This window comes from Nocardioides sp. (genome assembly GCF_047607365.1).
Classification (GTDB): domain Bacteria; phylum Actinomycetota; class Actinomycetes; order Propionibacteriales; family Nocardioidaceae; genus Nocardioides.
This window is the reverse complement of the sequence record NZ_JASGDD010000039.1, coordinates 1-19,755: the sequence shown is the minus strand read 5'-3', so window position 1 is coordinate 19,755 and position 19,755 is coordinate 1. Positions and strand designations below refer to the sequence as shown.

Genomic DNA, 19,755 nt, shown 5'->3' with positions numbered 1-19,755 from the left:
GCGGCCGCGGCGATCGAGAAGACCGCGGCCGCGGCGGCGAGGCGGCGCTGGACCGGGCGGCCGCCCGCGGTGGGCCAGTCGACCGTGAGGCGGTTGTCGGTGGCGCCGTCGGCGAGGGCGGCCGGCGCCGCGGCCATGAGGCGGTCGCGCAGGGCGGCGGAGAACTCCGCGCGGGGCTCCGGGGTCGGGACGGCCCAGACCCGCTCGGCGAACGCGAGCAGGTCGGCGAGCTCCGCCGGTGCCTCGGTGATGCGGCCCTCGAGCAGGTCGTCGAACTGCTCGGCCTTGCGTGACGTGATCATCGCTCCTCTTCCCACGGGCGGACCGTCATGTCCGCCGTAGTGATGAACGAGCGATGGTCGCTCGGCGTTATGCCGCCGAAGTGCACAAGTCGGTAACTCATCGCAGCCCCTCCGGCATGAGCTTGGCGAGGTTGCGCACGCCACGGAGCTGGAGCTGCTTGATCGCCCCGTCGGAGCGGCCGAGCGCCAGTGCCGTCTCGGCGATCGAGAGGCCCTGGAGGAAGCGCATGACGACGCAGTCGCGCTGCTCGTCGGGGAGCTTGGCGAGCGCCTGCATGAGGATCTCGTTGGTCAGCCCGGCGAGGACCTCCGCCTCGGGCGACTCGGTCTCGTCGTCGTGGGCGCCCATGTCCTCGGTGGTGAGCTCGAGGCGGGTGCGGCCGGCCTTGAAGTGGTCCGTGGCGAGGTTGCGCGCGATGGTCATCAGCCACGCGCCGAAGTCCTTGCCCTGCCAGCGGAAGCCCGTCATCGAGCGGAGCGCCCGGAAGAAGGTCTCCGAGGTGAGGTCCTCGGCCAGCGTCTGGGAGCGGGTGCGGTAGTAGAGGAACCGGTAGACCGCGCCGTGGTAGTGGTCGTAGAGCAGGCCGAACGCGTCGGTGTCGCCCTTGCGGGCCAGCTCGACCAGCGCGATCAGGCGCTGGCGGTCGGCCTCGGACTCCTCCGAGGAGGCGGCCAGGTCGCGATCGTCCTGCGTCGGCCCCTCGGGCAGTCCGCTGTCGGCGATGTTGTGGGCCACCTCGGTGAGCAGCCAGTGGCCGGCCGGGCCGGCGGCCGCCAGGGGCACGGCAGGCGAGGCGAGGACGGCGTACTGCGCGACGACGGCAGCGCGCAGGGCGTCCAGCCCGCGCACGAAGTCGTCAGACCACGACGCCATGCCCCATCCTCCCGATGCACTCCCATGCAGCAGGCTCACTCTAGACCCGCCTGCGTGACCTGTCAGCCGGACGACGGATCGGTCGCGGGAGGGCGACTCCGAGCGGTCGGGCGCGACGGTCGTCGCCGCGCGCCGCTGTGCCGGATCAGCGTCGGCGCCCCCGCAGCGCGATCCCGGCCGTCACGGCCCCGGCCACGGCGCCGCCGACGGCGCCGGTCAGCAGACCGGCGCGAGCGGCCTTGCGTCCGGTGCGGTAGTCCCGTACGCGCCAGCCCTGGGCCCGGGCATGGGCGCGCAGCCGGTGATCGGGGTTGATCGCGCACGGGTCCCCGACCAGCGACAGCATGGGCAGGTCGTTGAAGGAGTCCGAGTACGCCGAGCAGCGGGCCAGGTCGAGCCCCTCCCGCTCCGCGAGCGCCGCCACGGCGACCGCCTTCTCCGGGCCGTGCAGCATCTCGCCGACCAGCCGGCCGGTGTAGACCCCGTCGACGGACTCCACCACCGTGCCCATGGCGCCCGTCAGGCCGAGCCGGGCGGCGATCACCTCGGCGATGTCCTGCGGCGCCGCCGTGACCAGCCACACCCGCTGGCCCTGGTCGCGGTGCATCTGCGCGAGCGCCTTCGTCCCCGGCCAGATCCGGTCGGCCATCCGCTCCTCGAAGATCTCCTGTCCCACCTCGTGCAGCTCGGCGACGGTGTGACCCGCGATGAACTGCAGCGCGGACGCCCGGGCCTCCGCGATGTGCTCGGGGTCCTCGACCCCGGCGAGCCGGAAGTAGGCCTGCTTCCACACCGCGCCGAGGATCTCCCGCGTCGTGAAGAAGTCGCGCTGGTAGAGCCCCCACGCCAGGTGGAAGATCGAGGCGCCCTGCATGATCGTGTTGTCGACGTCGAAGAAGGCCGCCGAGTCGGCCTGCTCGGGCGTCGCCAGCGCGTCCTCGACGAACCGCGACGCCCGCCCGGCCTCGCCCGCGAGAGCCGAGCGGCGGTGAAGGGGCTTGGGGTCCTTCCGAGCAGCGTTCACGCTCAAAACCTAGACTCTCGACGTGCCTGCTCGCATCACGCTCTACTCCCGCGCCGGATGCCATCTGTGCGACGAGGCCCGCGAGGTGATCGAGGCCGTCTGCGCCGAGCTGGGGGAGGGGTACGACGAGCTCGACATCGACGCCGAGGGCATCGCCCCCGAGCTCCGCGAGCGGCTCACCGACGAGGTGCCGGTCACGTTCGTCGACGGCCGGCAGCACGACTTCTGGCGGGTCGACCCCGACCGGCTCCGCACCGCGCTGACCTCGTAGGGGTCCGTCGCGGGTCCGAGGGCGGTTTGTTCTCACGTTCACAAGCGGCGTACCGTGCCGTGATGTGACGAAGGGGACCCCGCCGCTGGTCGGTCGGGACGCGCGCAGCGACCTCCGGGACATCCCCGAGGCGACCGTGGCCCGTCTCCCCGTCTACCTCCGGGCCCTCACCGCCCTCGCGGACGGCGGCATCCAGACCTGCTCCAGCGAGCAGCTCGCCGCCGCGGCCGGCGTCAACAGCGCCAAGCTGCGCAAGGACCTCTCCTACCTCGGCTCCTACGGCACCCGCGGGGTGGGGTACGACGTGGAGTACCTCCGCTTCCAGATCGCCCGTGAGATCGGGGTGACCCAGGACTGGCCGGTCGTCATCGTCGGCATCGGGAACCTCGGCCACGCGCTGGCCAACTTCTCCGGCTTCCGCAGCCGCGGCTTCCGCATCGTCGCGCTGCTCGACGCCGACCCCGGTCTCCAGCAGACGGAGATCGGCGGGATCCCGGTCAGGCCCTTCTCCGAGCTGGGCCCGCTGGCCCGTGAGCACGGCGTCGCGATCGGCGTGATCTCCGTCCCGGCTCACGCCGCGCAGGACGTCGCCGACCAGATGGTCGCGGCGGGCATCAGCAGCATCCTCAACTTCGCCCCGACCGTGCTGTCGGTGCCCCCGGGCGTCGACGTCCGAAAGGTCGACCTGTCCATCGAGCTGCAGATCCTCGCGTATCACGAGCAGCGCAAGGCCCAGGGGGAGCCTGCATGAGCGAACGACGTGAGAGCAGGCGGCGCGGCGCATCGCGTGCCTCGTCGGCGCCCGCAGCGGAGCGAGGACGCCGATGAGCATCCTGGTCGTCGGGATCAGCCACAACACGGCGCCGGTGTCGCTGCTGGAGAAGGTCAGCCTCGACGCCGACGGCGTCGTCAAGCTGGTCCTCGAGGCGTCGGGCAACGAGCACGTCACCGAGGCGACGGTGATCTCGACCTGCAACCGGCTGGAGATCTACACGGAGGTCGACCGCTTCCACGGCTCGGTCGAGGGCCTCTCGCAGCTGCTCGTCGAGCGCGCCGAGGAGTCGGTCGAGGCGCTGCTGCCGCACCTCTACGTGCACTACGACGACGGCGCGGTCACCCACCTGTTCCGCGTCGCCGCGGGTCTCGACTCGATGGCCGTGGGCGAGGGCCAGATCCTCGGGCAGGCCCGTGAGGCGCTGCGCCTGGGCCAGGAGCTCGGCACCGTCGGCCCGGCGCTCAACACCCTCTTCCAGCAGGCGCTGCGCGTCGGCAAGCGGTCGCGCGCCGAGACCGACATCGACCGGGCCGCGCCCACGCTCGTCTCCGCCGCGCTCGCCCAGGCGGTGCCCGAGGGCGTGGACGGCAAGCGCGTCGTCGTCGTGGGCGCCGGGGCCATGGCGGGACTGGCCACGGCCACGGTCGCCCGCGAGGGCGCCGAGGTCGTCGTCGTCAACCGCACCTTCGCCTCCGCCGTGCGCCTCGCGACGGAGTACGCCGGCGCCGCCCGTGGTCTCGACGACCTGGCCGCCGAGCTCGCGACCGCCGACGTCGCGATCGCCTGTGCCGGCGCGCGCGGGTTCCTCATCGACGCCGCGATGCTCGCCGGACGCACGACGCCGCTCGCCCTCATCGACCTCGCGCTGCCGCGCGACGTCGAGCCCGCGGTCGCCGGCCTCCCGGGGATCACCCTCGTCGGCCTCGAGGAGCTCGCGACCAGCCTGCACGGCACCGAGGCGGCCGACGAGGTCGCCGCCGTACGCACGATCGTGAGCCAGGAGGTGCAGGCCTTCCTCTCCGTGCGCCGCCAGGCGTCGGTGACCCCCACCGTCGTCGCGCTGCGCTCCATGGCCACCCAGGTCGTGGACGCCGAGATCGACCGCTTCGACCACCTGCTGCCCGACCTGGACCCCCGCACCCGCGCCGAGGTCGTCAAGACGATCCGCCGGGTCGCCGACAAGCTGCTCCACGAGCCGACGGTCCGGGTGCGCGAGCTCGCCGGGGAGGGCGCGATCACCTATGAGCGGGCGCTCGCCGAGCTCTTCGCCCTCGACGGCGACGCGGTCGCGGCCGTCACCAGCTCGGTCGTCACCTCGGTCGTGGACAGGGTCGACGCGGCCGACGGCACGGACCACCGCGAGGGACCTGCGTGAGCCCGGTCCGCCTCGGCACCCGCCGCTCGCTCCTGGCCACGACGCAGTCGGGCCTGGTGGCGGACCTGATCCGCGAGCGGCTGGGTCGGGAGGTGGAGCTGGTCGAGATCAGCACCGAGGGCGACGCCAGCCAGGCGTCCGGCGCTCCCCTCACCGAGGGGTCGACCACCGGCGTCTTCGTCGGCGCGCTGCGCGACGCGCTGCTGGCCGGCGAGGTCGACGTCGCGGTGCACTCGCTCAAGGACCTGCCCACCTACGGCTGCGAGGGTGTGACCCTCGCGGCGATCCCCGAGCGAGAGGACCCGCGCGACGTGATCGTCGCCCGCGACGGCCTCACGCTGGGGGAGCTTCCGGCGGGCTCGAGGGTCGGCACGGGCTCCCCGCGGCGGGTCGCCCAGCTGGCCGCCCTCGGCTTGAGTTTGGAACTGACCGGCGTGCGTGGAAACATCGACACCCGGATCGGCAAGGTTCGGTCCGGCGAGTTCGACGCCGTCGTCCTCGCCCGCGCCGGCATCGCGCGGATCGGCCGCCTCGACGAGGTGACCGAGACGCTCGACCCGCTGCAGGTGCTCCCCGCCCCCGGGCAGGGTGCGCTGGCCATCGAGTGTCGCGCGGACGACGACCTGGCGGAGGCTCTCCGGGTGCTGGATCACGGTCCGACCCGAGCCGCCGTGACGGCGGAGCGGGCGCTGCTCGCCACTCTCGAGGGTGGTTGCGCGGCACCGATCGGCACTCTCGCCGAGGTTGTCGAGGGTGAGGACGAAGAGGAGCTGTGGGTGCGAGCGGTAGCGCTCTCACCCGACGGGACCCTCGCGGTGCGGATGTCCGCCACCGGGAGCCCCGCCGACGCCGGGGGCGTCGGGGCTCGATTGGCAGAGGAAATGCTCGCCGAGGGCGCTGGTGCCCTCGGCAGCGAGAGCTAGACAAGGCCACAACATGAGCTGGGTGTCGTTCGTCGGCAGCGGTCCGGGAGACCCGGAGCTGCTGACTGTCCGCGCCGCCGACCTGATTCGTCAGGCCGACGTCATCGTCACGGAGTCCGCCGACCACGAGGCCCTGGTCGCCTCGCTGCGCGGTGGGGGAGAGGCTCCGGAGTTCGTCGACGGGGGGTTCGGCGAGGACGGGCAGCCGCTCACGCACGCCGCCCGGGCGAAGGTCGTCGTCAAGCAGGCCAAGCGCGGCCTGCGGGTCGTGCGGCTGATGACCGGCGACCCCTTCGTCTACGCGTCGGGCCCCGAGGAGGCGGCCGCGGTCGCCAAGGCGGGTCTCGGATTCGAGATCGTGCCGGGGGTCAGCTCGGTCGCCGCCGTGCCGGCGTACGCGGGGATCCCGCTGACGACCAAGGACCACCGCGAGGTCGCGGTCGTGACCTGCGGCGACCGGATCGACTGGAGCCAGTACGCCGACGACCGCACCCTCGTGCTGCTCTCGGGCGTCGGCATCGTCGGCGACATCGCCAAGGCGCTGATCGCCGCCGGCCGCGACCCGCAGACGCCCGTCGCGATGACCCGGGTCGGCACCACCACCGGGCAGCAGACCGTCACCTCCGACCTCGAGCACATCGCCGCCGACGCCCGCGCCGCGCGCATGACCCCGCCCGCGATCATCGTCGTCGGCAAGGTCGTCGACCTGCGCGAGACGCTGTCCTGGTTCGAGACCAAGCCGCTCTTCGGCTGGCGCGTGCTGGTGCCGCGCACCAAGGAGCAGGCCCCGGCGCTCTCCACCAAGCTCCGCGGCTACGGCGCGGTGCCGGAGGAGGTCCCCACGATCTCCGTCGAGCCCCCGCGCAACCCCCAGCAGATGGACAAGGCGATCCGCGGGCTCGTCGAGGGCCGCTACGAGTGGGTCGCGTTCACCTCGGTCAACGCGGTCAGGGCGGTCCGCGAGAAGTTCGACGAGTACGGACTCGACGCCCGCGCCTTCAGCGGCCTCAAGATCGCCGCCGTCGGCGACAAGACCTCGGCCGCGCTGCTCGAGATGGGCCTGCGCCCCGACCTCGTCCCGGCGCCCGAGGACCAGTCCGCGGCCGGCCTCCTCGAGGTCTGGCCCGAGTACGACGACCTCCTCGACCCGATCAACCGCGTCTTCCTGCCGCGCGCCGACATCGCGACCGAGAACCTCATCGCCGGGCTGCACGAGCTCGGTTGGGAGTGCGACGACGTCACGGCCTACCGCACCGTCCGGGCGGCGCCGCCGCCCGCGCCGACTCGCGACGCGATCAAGACCGGCAAGTTCGACGCCGTCGTCTTCACCTCGTCCTCAACGGTCCGCAACCTCGTCGGCATCGCCGGCAAGCCGCACCCCTCGACCGTCATCGCGGTCATCGGCCCGGCCACCGCGAAGACCGCGGAGGAGCACGGGCTGCGGGTCGACGTGCTCTCGCCGACCCCGTCGATCGAGGCGCTCGCGGACGCGCTCGCCGGCTTCGGCGGCGCCCGCCGCGCCGCGCTGGTCGAGCAGGGCCTGCCGGTGACCAAGCCGTCGGACCGCAAGCCTGCGGCGCGCCGCAAGGCCACCAGCAGCTGATCCGGTCGCGCGACATGGACGGTCCCGTGATCCGGCCGCGCCGGCTGCGCCAGACGCCGGTCCTGCGGCGGATGGTCGCCGAGACCTCGGTCGCGGCGCGGCACCTCATCCTGCCGATGTTCGTGCGGGAGGGGATCGACGCTCCCGTGCCGATCTCGTCGATGCCCGGTGTCGTCCAGCACACCCGCGACTCGCTCCGCAAGGCGGTCGCCGAGGCGGCCGACGCTGGCATCGCGGGCGTCATGCTCTTCGGCGTGCCCGACGACGAGCACAAGGACGCGGACGGGTCGGCCGCGCTCGACCCCGACGGCATCCTCAACGTCGCCATCGCCGACGCGGTCGCCGAGGTGGGCGACGCGCTCACCGTGATGAGCGATCTCTGCCTCGACGAGTTCACCTCGCACGGCCACTGCGGCGTCCTCGACGAGCGTGGCCGGATCGACAACGACCGCACCCTCGAGCTCTACGCCGCGATGGGCGTGGCGCAGGCCGAGGCGGGCGTCCACATGGTCGGCCCCAGCGGGATGATGGACGGCCAGGTCGCCGTGATCCGCGCCGCGCTGGACGCCGCCTCCCATCAGGACGTCTCAATCCTGGCGTACGGCGCCAAGTACGCCTCGGCGTTCTACGGGCCGTTCCGCGAGGCGGTCGGCTCCTCCCTCCAGGGAGACCGCCGCACCTACCAGCAGGACCCCGCCAACGGCGGCGAGGGAGTCCGCGAGGCGCTGCTCGACGTCGAGCAGGGCGCCGACATCGTGATGGTCAAGCCGGGCCTGCCCTACCTCGACGTGCTGCGCCGGGTGAAGGACGCGGTCGACGTGCCGGTCGCGGCCTACAACATCTCCGGGGAGTACTCGATGGTCGAGGCCGCCGCGGCCAACGGCTGGATCGACCGCGAGGCGGCGATCCTCGAGACGCTGACCGCCTTCCGGCGGGCCGGCGCGGACGCGATCCTCACCTACTGGGCGGTCGAAGCCGCGCACATGCTGTGACACGCGTCCCGGGTCGCGCGTAACCTCATTGTGACGACCCTCGTTGAGAGGTGCGTCACACGAGGAGGGAATCACAGATGAGCACGCAGGGCACGAACCCGCACCGGCTTCCTGGACGCACCAGGATCGGGACGGGACGCACCAAGCGGATCGCCGCGCTGGTGCCGTTGGCGATGCTGTCCGCCGCATGGACGGTGTCGATCAGCACCTCGGGCGCGTCCACCGCCAGCGCCGACGACCAGCAGAAGCTCCCCGACGGCAGCGTCGTGCCCTCGCAGGCCCTCAGCGTGCCCGCGAGCGTCACCTCCGACTCCGCCCTCACTGGCGTCACGGGCGAGAGCCCGGCGGAGATCGTCTCGACCGCCTCCTACTCGGAGATCCCGGCCGCGGCCCTCGCCGCCTACCAGCGCGCCGAGACCGTGATCAACAAGGCCGACCCGTCGTGCCACCTGCCCTGGCAGCTCCTCGCCGCGATCGGCCGGGTCGAGTCCAACCACGGCCGCGCCCAGGGCAACACCCTCACCGACACCGGCCTGGCCACGCCCGGCATCGTCGGCGTCGCGCTCGACGGCACCTCCGGCACCAGCCTGATCGCCGACACCGACGGCGGGAGCTACGACGGCGACACGCAGTACGACCGCGCCGTCGGCCCGCTCCAGTTCATCCCGTCGACCTGGTCGACGGTCGGCGTCGACGCCGACGGCGACGGCACCCGCGACCCGCAGGACATCAACGACGCGTCGCTGGCCGGGGCCGTCTACCTCTGCTCCGGCGAGGACGACCTCTCCACCGACGCCGGCCGCCGCGCCGCGGTGCTGCGCTACAACCACTCGCAGTCCTACGTCGAGACCGTGCTGTCGGTCTACGAGGACTACCTCGCGGGCGACTTCAGCGCGATCCCCAACTACGTCCTGCCGGCGAGCTACTTCGAGGAGGCCCCGGCCTCCGAGGGCAAGAGCAAGAAGCACAAGGGCACCGGCACGCTCACGTCGGCCGCGTCCAGCGCCACGGCGACGGCCAAGGCGACGACCCCGTCGACCTCGACCGGCTCCGGCTCCGCCGTCGGCGGCAGCGGCTCCAGCGGCGGCTCCGGCTCCCCGAGCAGCGGCGCGACGTCGGCGGCCTCGTCGATCCCGAGCCCGTCGCCGGTGTCGATCCCGACCACGGGCGTGACGCCGGTCGACACGGTCCTCACCAAGGCCGAGGCCACCGCCCAGTGCCTCCAGGACTTCGGCTACAAGAGCGTCACCGATCTGGTCGCGGCCCTCACCAACCCGGCCAACCTCGGCAAGGACCTGCCCACGCTCGACGACCTGAACGCCTGCGTCGCCAAGCTGATCTCCTGACTCACGCACCGTGACGGCGCGTCTGCGGCGTTGCGCAGCGCTCGACGGCCGCTTCGCTCCCAGGCCGCCTTCGCGCTTCGCGCCTTGCAGCCGCGCGCGTCACGGCACGTGAGTTCCCGGCCGCCTTCGACGGCGCGTCTGCGGCGTTGCGGTGGGTCAGGCTCGGTCGAGGCGGCCGAGCAGGTCGGCGATCGGGCCGACCGCTCGGCTGATCTGGTCGGCGACGCGAGTGTGGACCGCAACGGACTGGCCCACCGGATCGTCGATGTCGAGCTGCTCGCGGCTGACCGTTCCGCGGTGGCGCGAGAGCGAGCGCACCCGGTCCGCGAGGCTCTCGCCCTCCGGCTCGACGCCGTGCGTCGCCAGTGCCGCGGCCTCGAGCAGGGTGAACGTGCGGTGCAGCACGCGCGGGCTCAGCGAGACCACCTGCTGCCGGTGGTCGAGGCTGGCGACGAGGACGACGTCGGACTCCTCGAGCATCGCGGGGGTCAGCTGCCGGGCTCGGTGCCCCTCGCCCGACGCGCCGAGCCGGCGGAGCTGCTCGAGCGTGCCCGCGTCGATCGGCGCGCCCCTGGGCGCCTGGGTGCCGGCGCTCGTGACCGTCGCGCCCGGCAGGGCGGCCGCGAGCAGGCGCTCGGCCACGGGAGACCGGTGCAGGTTGCCCGTGCAGACGACTAGGACATTCATCCTCGCCATTCAAGCAAAGCGGTTAGGGTTCGCGTCGTGGAACTGGCTGACTACCTGCGGGTGATCCGCAATCACCCCTGGGGTGTCATCGCGATCGCCCTCGCGACGACCGCCGTCGCCCTGGCCTGGTCGTTCAGCCAACCCAAGGTCTACGCCGCCGACGCCACCGGTTTCGTCTCGATCGACTCCGGGGCGGGCGGCAACGCCGCTCTGGCGTCGGTCGGGGACACCCTCGCGAAGTCGCGGGCGACGTCGTACGTCGACGTGGCCACGAGCCGTCCGGTCGCCGAGGACGTCATCGAGGCCCTCGGCCTCGACACCACCCCGTCGGCCCTCATCGGCAACATCAGCGTCTCCCAGCCCACCGACACCGTGCTGATCAAGATCACGGCCAAGGAGAACTCCCCCGAGGAGGCCCAGGCGCTCGCGGACGCCTGGGTGCAGGCGCTCAGCACCGAGGTCGCGAAGCTCGAGAACCCCAAGGCCGACGAGACCGCGCAGGTCCCGTCCGTGAAGGTCTTCGCCTCGGCCGCGCTGCCGACGTCGCCGGTGTCGCCGAACCCCGAGCGCGACGGCGCGCTGGGCCTGGTGGTCGGGCTGCTGCTCGGCTTCGGCTACGCCCTGATCCGGTCGCAGGTCGACCGCCGGCTGCGCTCGGCGGAGGACATCGAGAAGAAGTTCCAGGTCAGCGTGATCGGCGCGATCCCGGTCGAGAAGAACCTCGAGACCGGCTCCGACGGCGCCCTGAGCTTCCGGCCGCACGACGGCCCGCTGGGCGGGGCCTACAGCACCCACCGCTCCGACGAGGCGTTCCGCAAGCTGCGCACCAACCTGTCCTACATGGACATCGACAACCCGCCGCGGATCATCCTGGTCACGAGCTCGCTCCCCGGGGACGGCAAGTCGACCGTCTCGGCCAACCTCGCGGTCGCCATCGCCGCGTCCGGCCAGCCGGTGATGCTGATCGACGCCGACCTGCGCCGCCCGATCGTGGCCCGGCTCATGGGTCTGGTCGAGGGCGCCGGCCTCACCGACGTCCTCGTCGGCCGGGCGGAGATCGACGACGTGCTCCAGGAGCACGCCGACGTGCCCGGACTGCAGGTGATGGCTGCGGGAGCGATCCCGCCCAACCCGTCCGAGCTGCTCGCCTCGCGGACGATGCGCGACCTGCTGCGCCAGCTCTCGGAGCGCTGGCTGATCATCGTCGACGCCCCGCCGCTGCTTCCCGTCACCGACGCGGCGATCCTCTCCACGGCCTGCGACGGCACGATCGTGGTCGCCGGCTTCGGCAAGACGCTCGACACCGAGCTGGCCGAGGCGCTCGCCAACGTGCGCTCGGTCAACGGCAAGGTGCTGGGGGTCGTCTTCAACCGCGTGCCGCGGCGGCTGGCGCCCTCGCGCTACTACGGCTCCAGCTACGGGTATGTCGGCGAGGCACCCAGCCTGCCTGCCCAGGAGGCCGTGATGACCGGCAAGCACTACGAGGGCAAGCGCGCCAAGCCCGCCGACCGACCCGGCTGAGTCCTGGCGCCTCCCCCGGTGGGGCCACCCCGACGCATTTCCGGAGATGACCACTAGGGACAATGAGGGGGTGGCAGCGCCAGATCCGAGCGAACTCCCGATCGACACGGGGTCCGTTCCCGCCTCCGAGTCCCTCTTCGCGCGGGCGCAGGCGGTGACGCCCGGCGGGGTGAACTCGCCCGTCCGGGCCTTCAACGCCGTCGGCGGCACGCCTCGCTTCGTCGCCAGCGCCGAGGGCGCCTGGCTCACCGACGTCGACGGCAACCGCTACGTCGACCTGATCTGCTCCTGGGGGCCGATGCTGCTCGGGCACCGCCACCCCGAGGTGGAGGCCGCGGTCCTCGCGGCGATCGGGCGGGGGACGTCGTACGGCACCCCGACGGTGCCGGAGGTCGAGCTGGCCGAGGAGATCGTCGCCCGGACCCCGGTCGAGGAGGTCCGCTTCGTCAGCAGTGGCACCGAGGCCACGATGTCGGCGATCCGCCTCGCGCGCGGCTTCACCGGCCGCGACGTGATCGTGAAGTTCGCCGGCTGCTACCACGGCCACGTGGACTCGCTCCTCGCCGCCGCCGGCAGCGGGCTGGCCACCTTCGCGGTTCCGGGCACCCCGGGCGTCCCCGCCAGCAGCACGGAGCTGACCCTCGTGCTGCCCTACAACGACACCGCGGCGCTCGAGGCGGCCTTCGCCGAGCACGGCCCGCGGATCGCGGCGGTGATCACCGAGGCCGGTCCCGGCAACATGGGCGTCGTCCCGCCCGCTCCCGGCTTCAACCGGCTCATCTCGACGCTGTGCGCCGAGCACGGCGCGCTCTTCGTCTCCGACGAGGTGATGACCGGCTTCCGGGCCTCGAAGGAGGGGCACTGGGGCCTGGACGGCAAGGTCGAGGGCTGGGTGCCCGACCTGCTCACCTTCGGCAAGGTGATGGGCGGCGGCTTCCCGGCCGCGGCCTTCGGCGGGCGCGCCGAGGTGATGCAGGCGCTCTCGCCGGTCGGGCCCGTCTACCAGGCCGGGACGCTGAGCGGGAACCCGATCGCGACCACGGCCGGGCTCGCCACGCTGCGCCTGGCCACCGACGAGGTCTACGACCACATCGGCCGGGCCGCCGAGGTCGTGAAGACCGCAGCGGCGGCGGCGCTCACCGAGGCCGGCGTCGCCCACCGGGTCCAGAGCACCGGGACGATGTTCTCGGTCTTCTTCACCGAGTCGCCCGTCACGAACTTCGACGAGGCGAGGACCACCGACGAGACGGCGTACAGGGCCTTCTTCCACGCCATGCTGGCCGACGGCGTCTACCTGCCGCCGAGCGCCTACGAGGTGTGGTTCCTCTCCTCGGCCCACGACGACGAGGCGCTCGACGCGATCGTCTCCGCCCTGCCGCGCGCCGCCAAGGCCGCCGCGGCCGCCACCGATCGGGGGATCACGACGTGAGACGTTCTGACTCGGCCGCTGCCGCGACCCCTGACACGACCGTCCACCTGCTGCGGCACGGGGAGGTCTTCAACCCCGACGGCATCCTCTACGGGCGCCGCGACGGCTTCCACCTGTCGGACCGCGGCGTCGCCATGGCCGAGCGCGCGGCGAAGGCCCTGCAGGACCGCGACATCGTCCACCTCGTCTCCAGCCCGCTGGAGCGCGCCCAGGAGACCGCCGCGCCGCTGGCCGTCGCGAAGGGCCTGACGCCGGTGCTCGACGACCGGGTGATCGAGTCGTGGAACGACTTCGAGGGGATGTCCTTCAAGGGCCCCACGACGGTGCTGACCAACCCGCGGATCTGGCCGAAGCTCTGGAACCCGCGCCGGCCGTCCTGGGGCGAGCCCTTCACCGAGATCACCACGCGCATGCTCGAGGCCATCGGGTCCGCGCGCGAGGCGGCGGCGGGGCACGAGGCGGTCATCGTCAGCCACCAGCTCCCGATCTGGACCGTACGGCTGTTCATCGAGGGCCGCTCCTACCTGCACGACCCGCGCTCGCGGCAGTGCACGCTCTGCTCGCTCACGTCACTGCACTTCGTCGGCGAGGAGCTCACCCAGGTGTCCTACAGCGAGCCGGCCATCGACCTCATCCCGGTCGCGGACCGCGACGACCCCTTCAGCGCGGGCGGTCAGACCGACTGATGCCTCCCGTCGCCCGACCGCTCCGCCTGCTGCTGACCGTCATCCTGCTCGCCCTCGCCGCGCTCGCGGCGGGGTGCAGCAACCTGTCGGGGACCAACGGCAAGGCCTATCTCACGGGCGACGGCCAGATCTCGATCTACCCGGCTTCCGAGCGGGCCGACGCCGTCGACCTGCACGGCAGCACGCTCGACGGCGGCACGTGGTCGTCGAAAGACGCGCTCGGCAAGCCCGTGGTCGTCAACGTCTGGTGGAGCCAGTGCGGGCCGTGCCGCACCGAGATGCCGATGCTCCAGGCGGCGGCGACCGAGCTCGGCGACACCGCCAGCTTCGTCGGCGTCAACACCCGGGACAACTCCGCCGCCAACGGGATCGCCTTCGAGCGCGACGTCGAGGTGACCTACCCGTCGATCTACTCCCCGGACGGCAAGGCGCTGCTCGCGCTCAAGGGCCTGCCCCAGGCGGTGCCGTCGACCGTCGTCCTCGACGCGCGGGGCAGGCTCGCGGCGGTGATCGCCGGCCAGATCGACGGCACCCGCACGATCCCCGAGCTGGTGGAGTGCATCGCCGACGCCACGGCCGAGGACGACTGCAAGGTCGGGGGATAGCCGTGAGCGAGTGGAGCGAGCGAGCCGGACGATGCTGTGCGACCTGTGCCTCTCGCGCGCGCGGAGCGAAGCGAGGACGCGCGTGAGTGACTGGTTCCACAGCACGGTCGGCGGATCGCTCGCGCTGGCTGTCCCGATCGCCCTGGTCACCGGGCTGATCTCCTTCTTCTCGCCGTGCGTGCTGCCGCTGCTCCCCGGCTATCTCTCCTACGCCACCGGCCTCTCCGGCGCCGACCTGGCCGCCGGCCGAGGGCGCCGTGGACGGATGCTCGCCGGATCGCTGCTCTTCGTGCTCGGCTTCACCGTCGTCTTCGTGCTCATCGGCGTCGCGGGCGGCACCGTCGGAGTGTGGTTCTCCCAGCACGACCGGGCGATCTCGGTCGTCCTCGGGGTCGTCACGATCGTGCTCGGCCTGGCCTTCATGGGCCTCGTCCCGGCGCTGCAGCGCGACGTGCGGATCCATCGCGTGCCCGCCGTCGGCCTCGCCGCCGCGCCGCTGCTGGGCTTCCTCTTCGCCGTCGGCTGGACGCCCTGCATGGGCCCGACGCTGGGGGTGATGTTCAACCTGGCGGCCAACGCCGGGACGGCGTCGCGCGGTGGGGTCCTGCTGGCCTGCTACTCGCTGGGGCTCGGCATCCCGTTCGTCGTCTTCGCGCTGCTGTGGCGCCGGGCTCTCGGCACCCTCGCCTTCGTACGACGCCACATCCGCTGGGTCACCCGGATCGGCGGCGCGATGTTCGTCCTCGTCGGCATCGCCCTGCTCACCGGCTGGTGGGACTACGGCATCGACTGGGTGCAGCAGCATCTCGTCGACACCTGGTCGGTGTCGGTGTGAGCGAACGGCCCAGCGGCTACGAGCGCGCGCCCGGCGAGCTCGACCTCCGCGAGCTGCTGCGCTGGTCGTGGCGGCAGCTCACCTCGATGCGCACCGCGCTGCTCCTGCTGCTCCTGCTCGCCGTCGGGGCGATCCCCGGCTCCCTGATCCCGCAGCAGGGCGTCGACGCGCTCAAGACGTCGAACTGGAAGGAGGCCCACCCCACGCTGACCCCGATCTACGAGCGGCTCGGCCTCTTCGACGTCTACAGCTCGCCGTGGTTCGGCGCGATCTACCTGCTGCTCATGATCAGTCTCGTCGGCTGCATCGTGCCGCGGCTGGGCGTCTACTGGCGGGCGCTGCGCGCGCAGCCGCCGGCCGCGCCACGGAACCTCACCCGGCTGGCCGACTCGACGTCGTACGTCACCTCGGAGTCGCCCGAGGTCGTGCTGGAGACGGCACGCCGCGTGCTCCAGCGGCGCTACCGGCTCCGCAAGGACGGGGCCGGCGCGGTCAGCGCCGAGAAGGGCTATCTCCGCGAGGCGGGGAACCTGCTCTTCCACCTCTCGATCCTGCTGGTCCTCGTCGGCTTCGCCGCCGGCTCGCTGCTCGGCTACAAGGGCGGCGTCATCGTCATGGTCGGCAAGGACTACGGCTTCACCAACACCGCCCAGCAGTACGACGACCTCGACCCGGGCTCGCTCTTCTCGAGTGACTCGATGGACCCCTTCACGCTCCACATCGACGACTTCGACATGACCTGGCTGACCAGTGGCGCGCGCAAGGGGATGGGCGTCGACTTCAGCTCGAAGCTCAGCTACTGCCAGGCCTGCGACGGGACCGACGACACCAGCTACGACCTGCGGGTCAACCACCCGCTCAAGATCGCCTCGACCGAGGTCTTCCTCATCGGCCACGGCTATGCGCCCTCGATCACGATCCGCGACGCCCAGGGCAACGTCGAGTGGTCCGGTCCGCAGCAGTTCCTGCCGCAGGACTCCTCCTTCCTCTCCTTCGGCGTGGTGAAGGCCACCGCGGCGAAGCCGCAGATCGGCCTCGAGGGCAACCTCTACCCCGACTTCGCCCTGGTCGACGGCGACCCCGTCACGCTCTCGCCCGACGACACGAACCCGCTGCTGTCGATGCTCGTCTACTCCGGCGACCTCAACAACAGCGGCGGCCAGTCGATCTACGAGCTCGACAAGTCCAAGATGACCCAGGTCATGACGACCGACGCCGACACCGGCAAGGCCAAGCCGCTGCGGCTCGACCTGTCCGTCGGCGAGACCACCGAGCTGCCCGACGGACTCGGGTCCGTCACGTTCGACGGCATCGTGGAGTGGAACAAGATCCAGATCAGCAAGCAGCCCGGTCAGAGGATCGCTCTCGGCGGCGTGCTGCTGTGCCTGATCGGCCTGCTCGGCTCGCTCTTCATCCGCCCCCGGCGGCTCTGGGTTCGCGCGACCGCGACACGGGAAGGCACACTGGTCGAGCTCGCCGGGCTCGACCGCTCCGGCGGGGACGACACCGCGGCCGTCGTGCAGGACCTCGCCGCCGCGCTCCAGGCCAAGCTCCAGGAAGGGACACCGACGTGACCTCCCACGATTGGGACCAGCTCTCCAGCCACGCGCTCGGCGCCGCGGGGGTGCTCTACTTCCTCGCCCTGATCTGCCACCTCGTCGAGTGGTCGGCCCTCGCCGGCCGCCGGACGGCGGTCGCCGAGCGGGAGCTCGTCGGAGCCGGAGCGCCGGACGCTGCGCAGGACGACCGGCAGGCGGCGGAGCAGCCGCGGACGTCGTACGACGAGAAGCGGGAGCTCCGCCGCGAGTTCTCCGCCCGCTTGGGCATCCTGCTGACCGGCATCGGGGTCGTGATCCACCTCGGCGCGCTGGTCGCGCGCGGCATGGCCGCCGAGCCCCACCGGGTGCCGTGGGGCAACATGTACGAGTTCACGATGTCGGGCACGTTCGTGGTCGTCGCGGCCTACGTCCTGCTCTACCGCAGGCTGACGCTGGCGTGGATGGCGCCGCTGGTGCTGACCTTCGCGCTCATCATCATGATGATCGGCGAGATCTGGCTCTACGAGCCGATCGCCCCGCTCACCGAGGCGCTCAACTCCTACTGGCTGGTCATCCACGTCGTGTCCGCGATCCTCGCGACCGGCGCCTTCACGCTCGGCGGGATGGCGTCGGCGATGTACCTCGTCAAGGCCCGTGCCGGGGACCGCTCCACCGGGTGGCTCGCGCACGTGCCGTCGCTGCCGGTGCTCGACCGCGTCGCCTACCGGATCCACGCGTTCGCGTTCCCGGTGTGGACCTTCGCGGTCCTCATCACCGGGCCGATCTGGGCGCACGAGGCGTGGTCGTCGTACTGGAACTGGGATCCCAAGGAGGTGTGGGCGTTCATCACGTGGGTGGTCTACGCCGGCTACCTCCACGCCCGCGCGACCGCCGGATGGCGGGGGCGCAACGCCGCCATCCTGGCGCTGGTCGGCATGGCGACCCTGTGGTTCAACTTCATCGGGATCAACTACTTCAGCACGACGTCCAGCCACAGCTACGCCGCGCCCGTCGGCGGAGCGGTCGTCGAGGTGCGGCGATGAGGGAGTTCGCGCTCTACAGCCTGATGCGCCTGGCGGTCTTCGCGGCGACGTTCGCGATCGTCGCCGGCGTCTGGGCGCTGGTCGACGACCAGGGGGTCCCGTGGCTCCCGGTGCTGATCATCAGCGCTGTCGTCTCGATGATCATCTCGGTGCCGCTGCTCAACCGGCAGCGCCAGGAGTTCGCCGCCAAGGTCGGCGCCCGCGCCGAGGCCGCGCTCGAGCGCGCCCGCTCCCGCGAGGACACCGAGTAGGGCCTCTCCTCAGCCGAGTGGGGCCTTGCGCCCTGCCGAGTGGGGCTTGCGTCCTGCCGAGTGGGGGCTTGCGCCCCGCCGGCGAGGCGGAGCAGTCGCGACGGGGTCAGGCCACGAGCAGGGGTACGGCGACCAGGACCGCCCAGGCCAGCTCGGCCCTGCCGGTGGTGGCCAAAACGGGGATCAGCGCCGGACCGCGGGCGCCGGAGACGACGATCCGCACGGCCCTGACCGCGACGAGCAGGAAGCCCAGGGCGACGAGGTCCCACCAGGTGGTGGCCGACGCGATGGCCACGATCGCGGCGGCGCCGGCGGCGATGAGCAGCGCGTAGAGGCCCCGGGTCCGCTCGTCGCCGAGCATCACCGCGAGCGTCCGCTTGCCCGCCGCGACGTCGGTCGGGATGTCGCGCAGGTTGTTGGTCAGGTTGAGCGAGCAGGCCAGGGCGCCGATGCCGATGCCGGCGAAGAGAGCCGGCCACGACCAGGCCTCGGTCTGGACGTAGTAGGTGCCGATCACCGCGACGAGCCCGAAGAAGACGAACACCGACACCTCGCCGAGGCCGGCGTAGCCGTAGGGCCGCGAGCCGCCGGTGTAGAACCAGGCGGCGAGCATGCAGGCAGCGCCGACCGCGACCAGCCACCACGTCGTGGTCGCCGCGAGCACCAGCCCGGCGACGCCCGCGACCCCGAGGGCGAGGAACGCGGCCCGCTTCACGGCCGACGGCGTGGCGAGGCGCGACGCGGTGAGCCGCAGTGGCCCGACTCGCTCGTCGTCGGTCCCGCGGATGCCGTCGGAGTAGTCGTTGGCGTAGTTGACCCCCACCTGGAGCGCGAGGGCCACCACGAGGGCGAGCAGCGCCTTCCACCACACCAGCCCGTCGTCGTACGCCGCCAGGGCGGTGCCGGCGATGACCGGGCTCAGAGCCGCGGGGAGGGTCCGGGGTCGAGCGCCTTCGAGCCACTGCGAGGGGGTTGCCACGAGGCGTCATTCAACACCGAGCGGAGCCACGACGGGGAAGTGGCGGTCGCGGAAGCGCCGGGCGGCGGCGACGCTCGGGCGGAAGGCGGTCGCCGCGGTGAGGATGATTGCGGCGATCACCAGCCAGCCGAGGCCGTCCTGCACCTCCATCGCGAGCCAGGTGTAGAGCGCGGGCGCCCACATCGAGCCGAGGCCGCGCGCGACATTGGCCACGCCGTCGTACTCGCCACGACGGCGGGGGTCCATCAGCTCCGCCTGGAACGACCAGGTCGCTCCGCTGATCGCGAGCTCGGCCCCGGTGACCGTCACGTGGCCGAGCCAGACCAGCGCGATCGTCCACAGCCCGGCCGTGGAGTGGGTGACCATGGTGATCAGGCAGGAGCCGACGAAGAACGCCGCCGAGATCCACACCGCCCGGAGGGCGGCATCGAGGGTCCGGCTCATCCGGGCGAGGTACGGCGGCAGGAAGATGCACAGCACGGTGTTGGTGCCGAACAGCCAGGCCAGGAGCACCGCGGGCGCGTCGGTGCGCGCGACCAGCCACAGCGGGATCACGGTGTGGAGGAGCACCTGGTTGGTCCACATCGTCGAGACCAGCGCCGAGGTGAGGATCCAGCCGACGTTGCGGGCGGCACCCGGCCCGGCGACCGGCTCGCGGGGCGCCGCGCGGTCCGCGACCCGCAGGTCGTGGGAGGC

The 19,755-nt window shown here is 72.3% G+C and carries 21 protein-coding genes; 15 read left to right on the top strand and 6 right to left on the bottom strand.

All coding sequences use genetic code 11. From position 1 onward, the window contains the following. From QM572_RS03240 to QM572_RS03230, 3 genes are all read right to left on the bottom strand, one after another. Window positions 1-302 (bottom strand): hypothetical protein (locus QM572_RS03240; RefSeq protein WP_415089978.1); only part of this gene is annotated, 302 nt, incomplete at its 3' end. Between the two features lie 97 nt (window positions 303-399). Continuing rightward, window positions 400-1,176 carry a sigma-70 family RNA polymerase sigma factor gene (locus QM572_RS03235; RefSeq protein ID WP_415089976.1) on the bottom strand — a complete coding sequence of 259 codons (777 nt, stop codon included), beginning with the start codon at window positions 1,174-1,176 and terminating at the stop codon, window positions 400-402. A gap of 145 nt (window positions 1,177-1,321) precedes the next feature. After that, the gene (locus tag QM572_RS03230; RefSeq protein ID WP_415089974.1) at window positions 1,322-2,200 is read right to left on the bottom strand and encodes an HAD family hydrolase; all 879 of its coding nucleotides are present in this window, start codon (window positions 2,198-2,200) and stop codon (window positions 1,322-1,324) included. 22 nt (window positions 2,201-2,222) lie between these two features. Between QM572_RS03230 and QM572_RS03225 the strand changes: the two genes are divergently transcribed. From QM572_RS03225 to QM572_RS03195, 7 genes are all read left to right on the top strand, one after another. Then, entirely contained in the window at window positions 2,223-2,471 is a 249-nt protein-coding gene (locus QM572_RS03225) for a glutaredoxin family protein (protein WP_415089972.1), read from the top strand. 64 nt (window positions 2,472-2,535) lie between these two features. Beyond that, window positions 2,536-3,222 (top strand): redox-sensing transcriptional repressor Rex, encoded by a 687-nt coding sequence (locus tag QM572_RS03220; RefSeq protein ID WP_415089970.1) that lies wholly within the window; start codon window positions 2,536-2,538, stop codon window positions 3,220-3,222. A 73-nt stretch (window positions 3,223-3,295) separates the two neighbouring features. Continuing rightward, window positions 3,296-4,621, top strand: a complete 1,326-nt coding sequence (locus QM572_RS03215) for a glutamyl-tRNA reductase (RefSeq protein WP_415089968.1) — start codon at window positions 3,296-3,298, stop codon at window positions 4,619-4,621. Further along, a complete protein-coding gene (gene hemC, locus QM572_RS03210; RefSeq protein WP_415089966.1) occupies window positions 4,618-5,544 on the top strand; it encodes a hydroxymethylbilane synthase in 927 nt (308 codons plus the stop codon). Before QM572_RS03215 ends, hemC begins: the two co-directional genes overlap by 4 nt. A 13-nt stretch (window positions 5,545-5,557) precedes the next feature. Further along, a complete protein-coding gene (locus QM572_RS03205; protein ID WP_415089964.1) occupies window positions 5,558-7,147 on the top strand; it encodes a uroporphyrinogen-III synthase in 1,590 nt (529 codons plus the stop codon). A 14-nt stretch (window positions 7,148-7,161) separates the two neighbouring features. Beyond that, window positions 7,162-8,139, top strand: a complete 978-nt coding sequence (gene hemB, locus QM572_RS03200) for a porphobilinogen synthase (protein WP_415089962.1) — start codon at window positions 7,162-7,164, stop codon at window positions 8,137-8,139. Between the two features lie 77 nt (window positions 8,140-8,216). Further along, a complete protein-coding gene (locus tag QM572_RS03195; protein WP_415089960.1) occupies window positions 8,217-9,485 on the top strand; it encodes a lytic transglycosylase domain-containing protein in 1,269 nt (422 codons plus the stop codon). 156 nt (window positions 9,486-9,641) lie between these two features. On the opposite strand, the gene QM572_RS03190 is transcribed toward QM572_RS03195, so the two are convergent. Then, entirely contained in the window at window positions 9,642-10,172 is a 531-nt protein-coding gene (locus tag QM572_RS03190) for a hypothetical protein (RefSeq protein ID WP_415089958.1), read from the bottom strand. A gap of 36 nt (window positions 10,173-10,208) precedes the next feature. Here QM572_RS03190 and QM572_RS03185 point away from each other — a divergent pair, with 36 nt between their 5' ends. The 8 genes from QM572_RS03185 to QM572_RS03150 all read left to right on the top strand — a co-directional run bounded on the left by QM572_RS03185 (window position 10,209) and on the right by QM572_RS03150 (window position 18,080). Continuing rightward, window positions 10,209-11,693 (top strand): polysaccharide biosynthesis tyrosine autokinase, encoded by a 1,485-nt coding sequence (locus QM572_RS03185; protein WP_415089956.1) that lies wholly within the window; start codon window positions 10,209-10,211, stop codon window positions 11,691-11,693. Window positions 11,694-11,763: 70 nt separating this feature from the next. Then, window positions 11,764-13,122, top strand: a complete 1,359-nt coding sequence (hemL, locus tag QM572_RS03180) for a glutamate-1-semialdehyde 2,1-aminomutase (RefSeq protein WP_415089954.1) — start codon at window positions 11,764-11,766, stop codon at window positions 13,120-13,122. Continuing rightward, on the top strand, window positions 13,119-13,808 hold the full coding sequence (locus QM572_RS03175) for a histidine phosphatase family protein (RefSeq protein WP_415089951.1): 690 nt from the start codon (window positions 13,119-13,121) through the stop codon (window positions 13,806-13,808). Before hemL ends, QM572_RS03175 begins: the two co-directional genes overlap by 4 nt. Continuing rightward, window positions 13,808-14,413: a TlpA disulfide reductase family protein gene (locus QM572_RS03170; protein ID WP_415089949.1), complete on the top strand. Its 606-nt coding sequence runs from the start codon at window positions 13,808-13,810 to the stop codon at window positions 14,411-14,413. The genes QM572_RS03175 and QM572_RS03170 overlap by 1 nt, the downstream gene beginning before the upstream one ends. 82 nt (window positions 14,414-14,495) lie before the next feature. Then, window positions 14,496-15,248, top strand: a complete 753-nt coding sequence (locus QM572_RS03165) for a cytochrome c biogenesis CcdA family protein (RefSeq protein ID WP_415089947.1) — start codon at window positions 14,496-14,498, stop codon at window positions 15,246-15,248. After that, entirely contained in the window at window positions 15,245-16,822 is a 1,578-nt protein-coding gene (locus tag QM572_RS03160; protein WP_415089945.1) for a cytochrome c biogenesis protein ResB, read from the top strand. The genes QM572_RS03165 and QM572_RS03160 overlap by 4 nt, the downstream gene beginning before the upstream one ends. Further along, window positions 16,819-17,829, top strand: a complete 1,011-nt coding sequence (ccsB, locus tag QM572_RS03155) for a c-type cytochrome biogenesis protein CcsB (RefSeq protein ID WP_415089943.1) — start codon at window positions 16,819-16,821, stop codon at window positions 17,827-17,829. Before QM572_RS03160 ends, ccsB begins: the two co-directional genes overlap by 4 nt. Then, window positions 17,826-18,080, top strand: coding sequence for a DUF4229 domain-containing protein (locus tag QM572_RS03150; RefSeq protein WP_415089941.1), 255 nt, complete (start codon window positions 17,826-17,828; stop codon window positions 18,078-18,080). Before ccsB ends, QM572_RS03150 begins: the two co-directional genes overlap by 4 nt. Before the next feature lie 106 nt (window positions 18,081-18,186). Here the strand turns inward: QM572_RS03150 and QM572_RS03145 are convergent, their stop codons facing one another. Together QM572_RS03145 and QM572_RS03140 are read right to left on the bottom strand one after the other, a co-directional pair. Beyond that, a complete protein-coding gene (locus QM572_RS03145) occupies window positions 18,187-19,059 on the bottom strand; it encodes a 1,4-dihydroxy-2-naphthoate polyprenyltransferase (protein WP_415089939.1) in 873 nt (290 codons plus the stop codon). 6 nt (window positions 19,060-19,065) lie between these two features. Further along, the coding region (locus QM572_RS03140; RefSeq protein WP_415089937.1) for an MFS transporter at window positions 19,066-19,755 on the bottom strand (690 nt) is incomplete at its 5' end.

What these genes read in the sequence shown, in the direction of transcription:
- QM572_RS03235 (WP_415089976.1), bottom strand. Translation starts at nt 1,176, where the DNA reads ATGGCGTCGTGGTCTGACGACTTCGTGCGCGGGCTGGACGCCCTGCGC.
- QM572_RS03215 (WP_415089968.1), top strand. Translation starts at nt 3,296, where the DNA reads ATGAGCATCCTGGTCGTCGGGATCAGCCACAACACGGCGCCGGTGTCG.
- QM572_RS03205 (WP_415089964.1), top strand. Translation starts at nt 5,558, where the DNA reads ATGAGCTGGGTGTCGTTCGTCGGCAGCGGTCCGGGAGACCCGGAGCTG.
- hemB (WP_415089962.1), top strand. Translation starts at nt 7,162, where the DNA reads ATGGACGGTCCCGTGATCCGGCCGCGCCGGCTGCGCCAGACGCCGGTC.
- QM572_RS03195 (WP_415089960.1), top strand. Translation starts at nt 8,217, where the DNA reads ATGAGCACGCAGGGCACGAACCCGCACCGGCTTCCTGGACGCACCAGG.
- QM572_RS03190 (WP_415089958.1), bottom strand. Translation starts at nt 10,172, where the DNA reads ATGAATGTCCTAGTCGTCTGCACGGGCAACCTGCACCGGTCTCCCGTG.
- QM572_RS03170 (WP_415089949.1), top strand. Translation starts at nt 13,808, where the DNA reads ATGCCTCCCGTCGCCCGACCGCTCCGCCTGCTGCTGACCGTCATCCTG.
- QM572_RS03150 (WP_415089941.1), top strand. Translation starts at nt 17,826, where the DNA reads ATGAGGGAGTTCGCGCTCTACAGCCTGATGCGCCTGGCGGTCTTCGCG.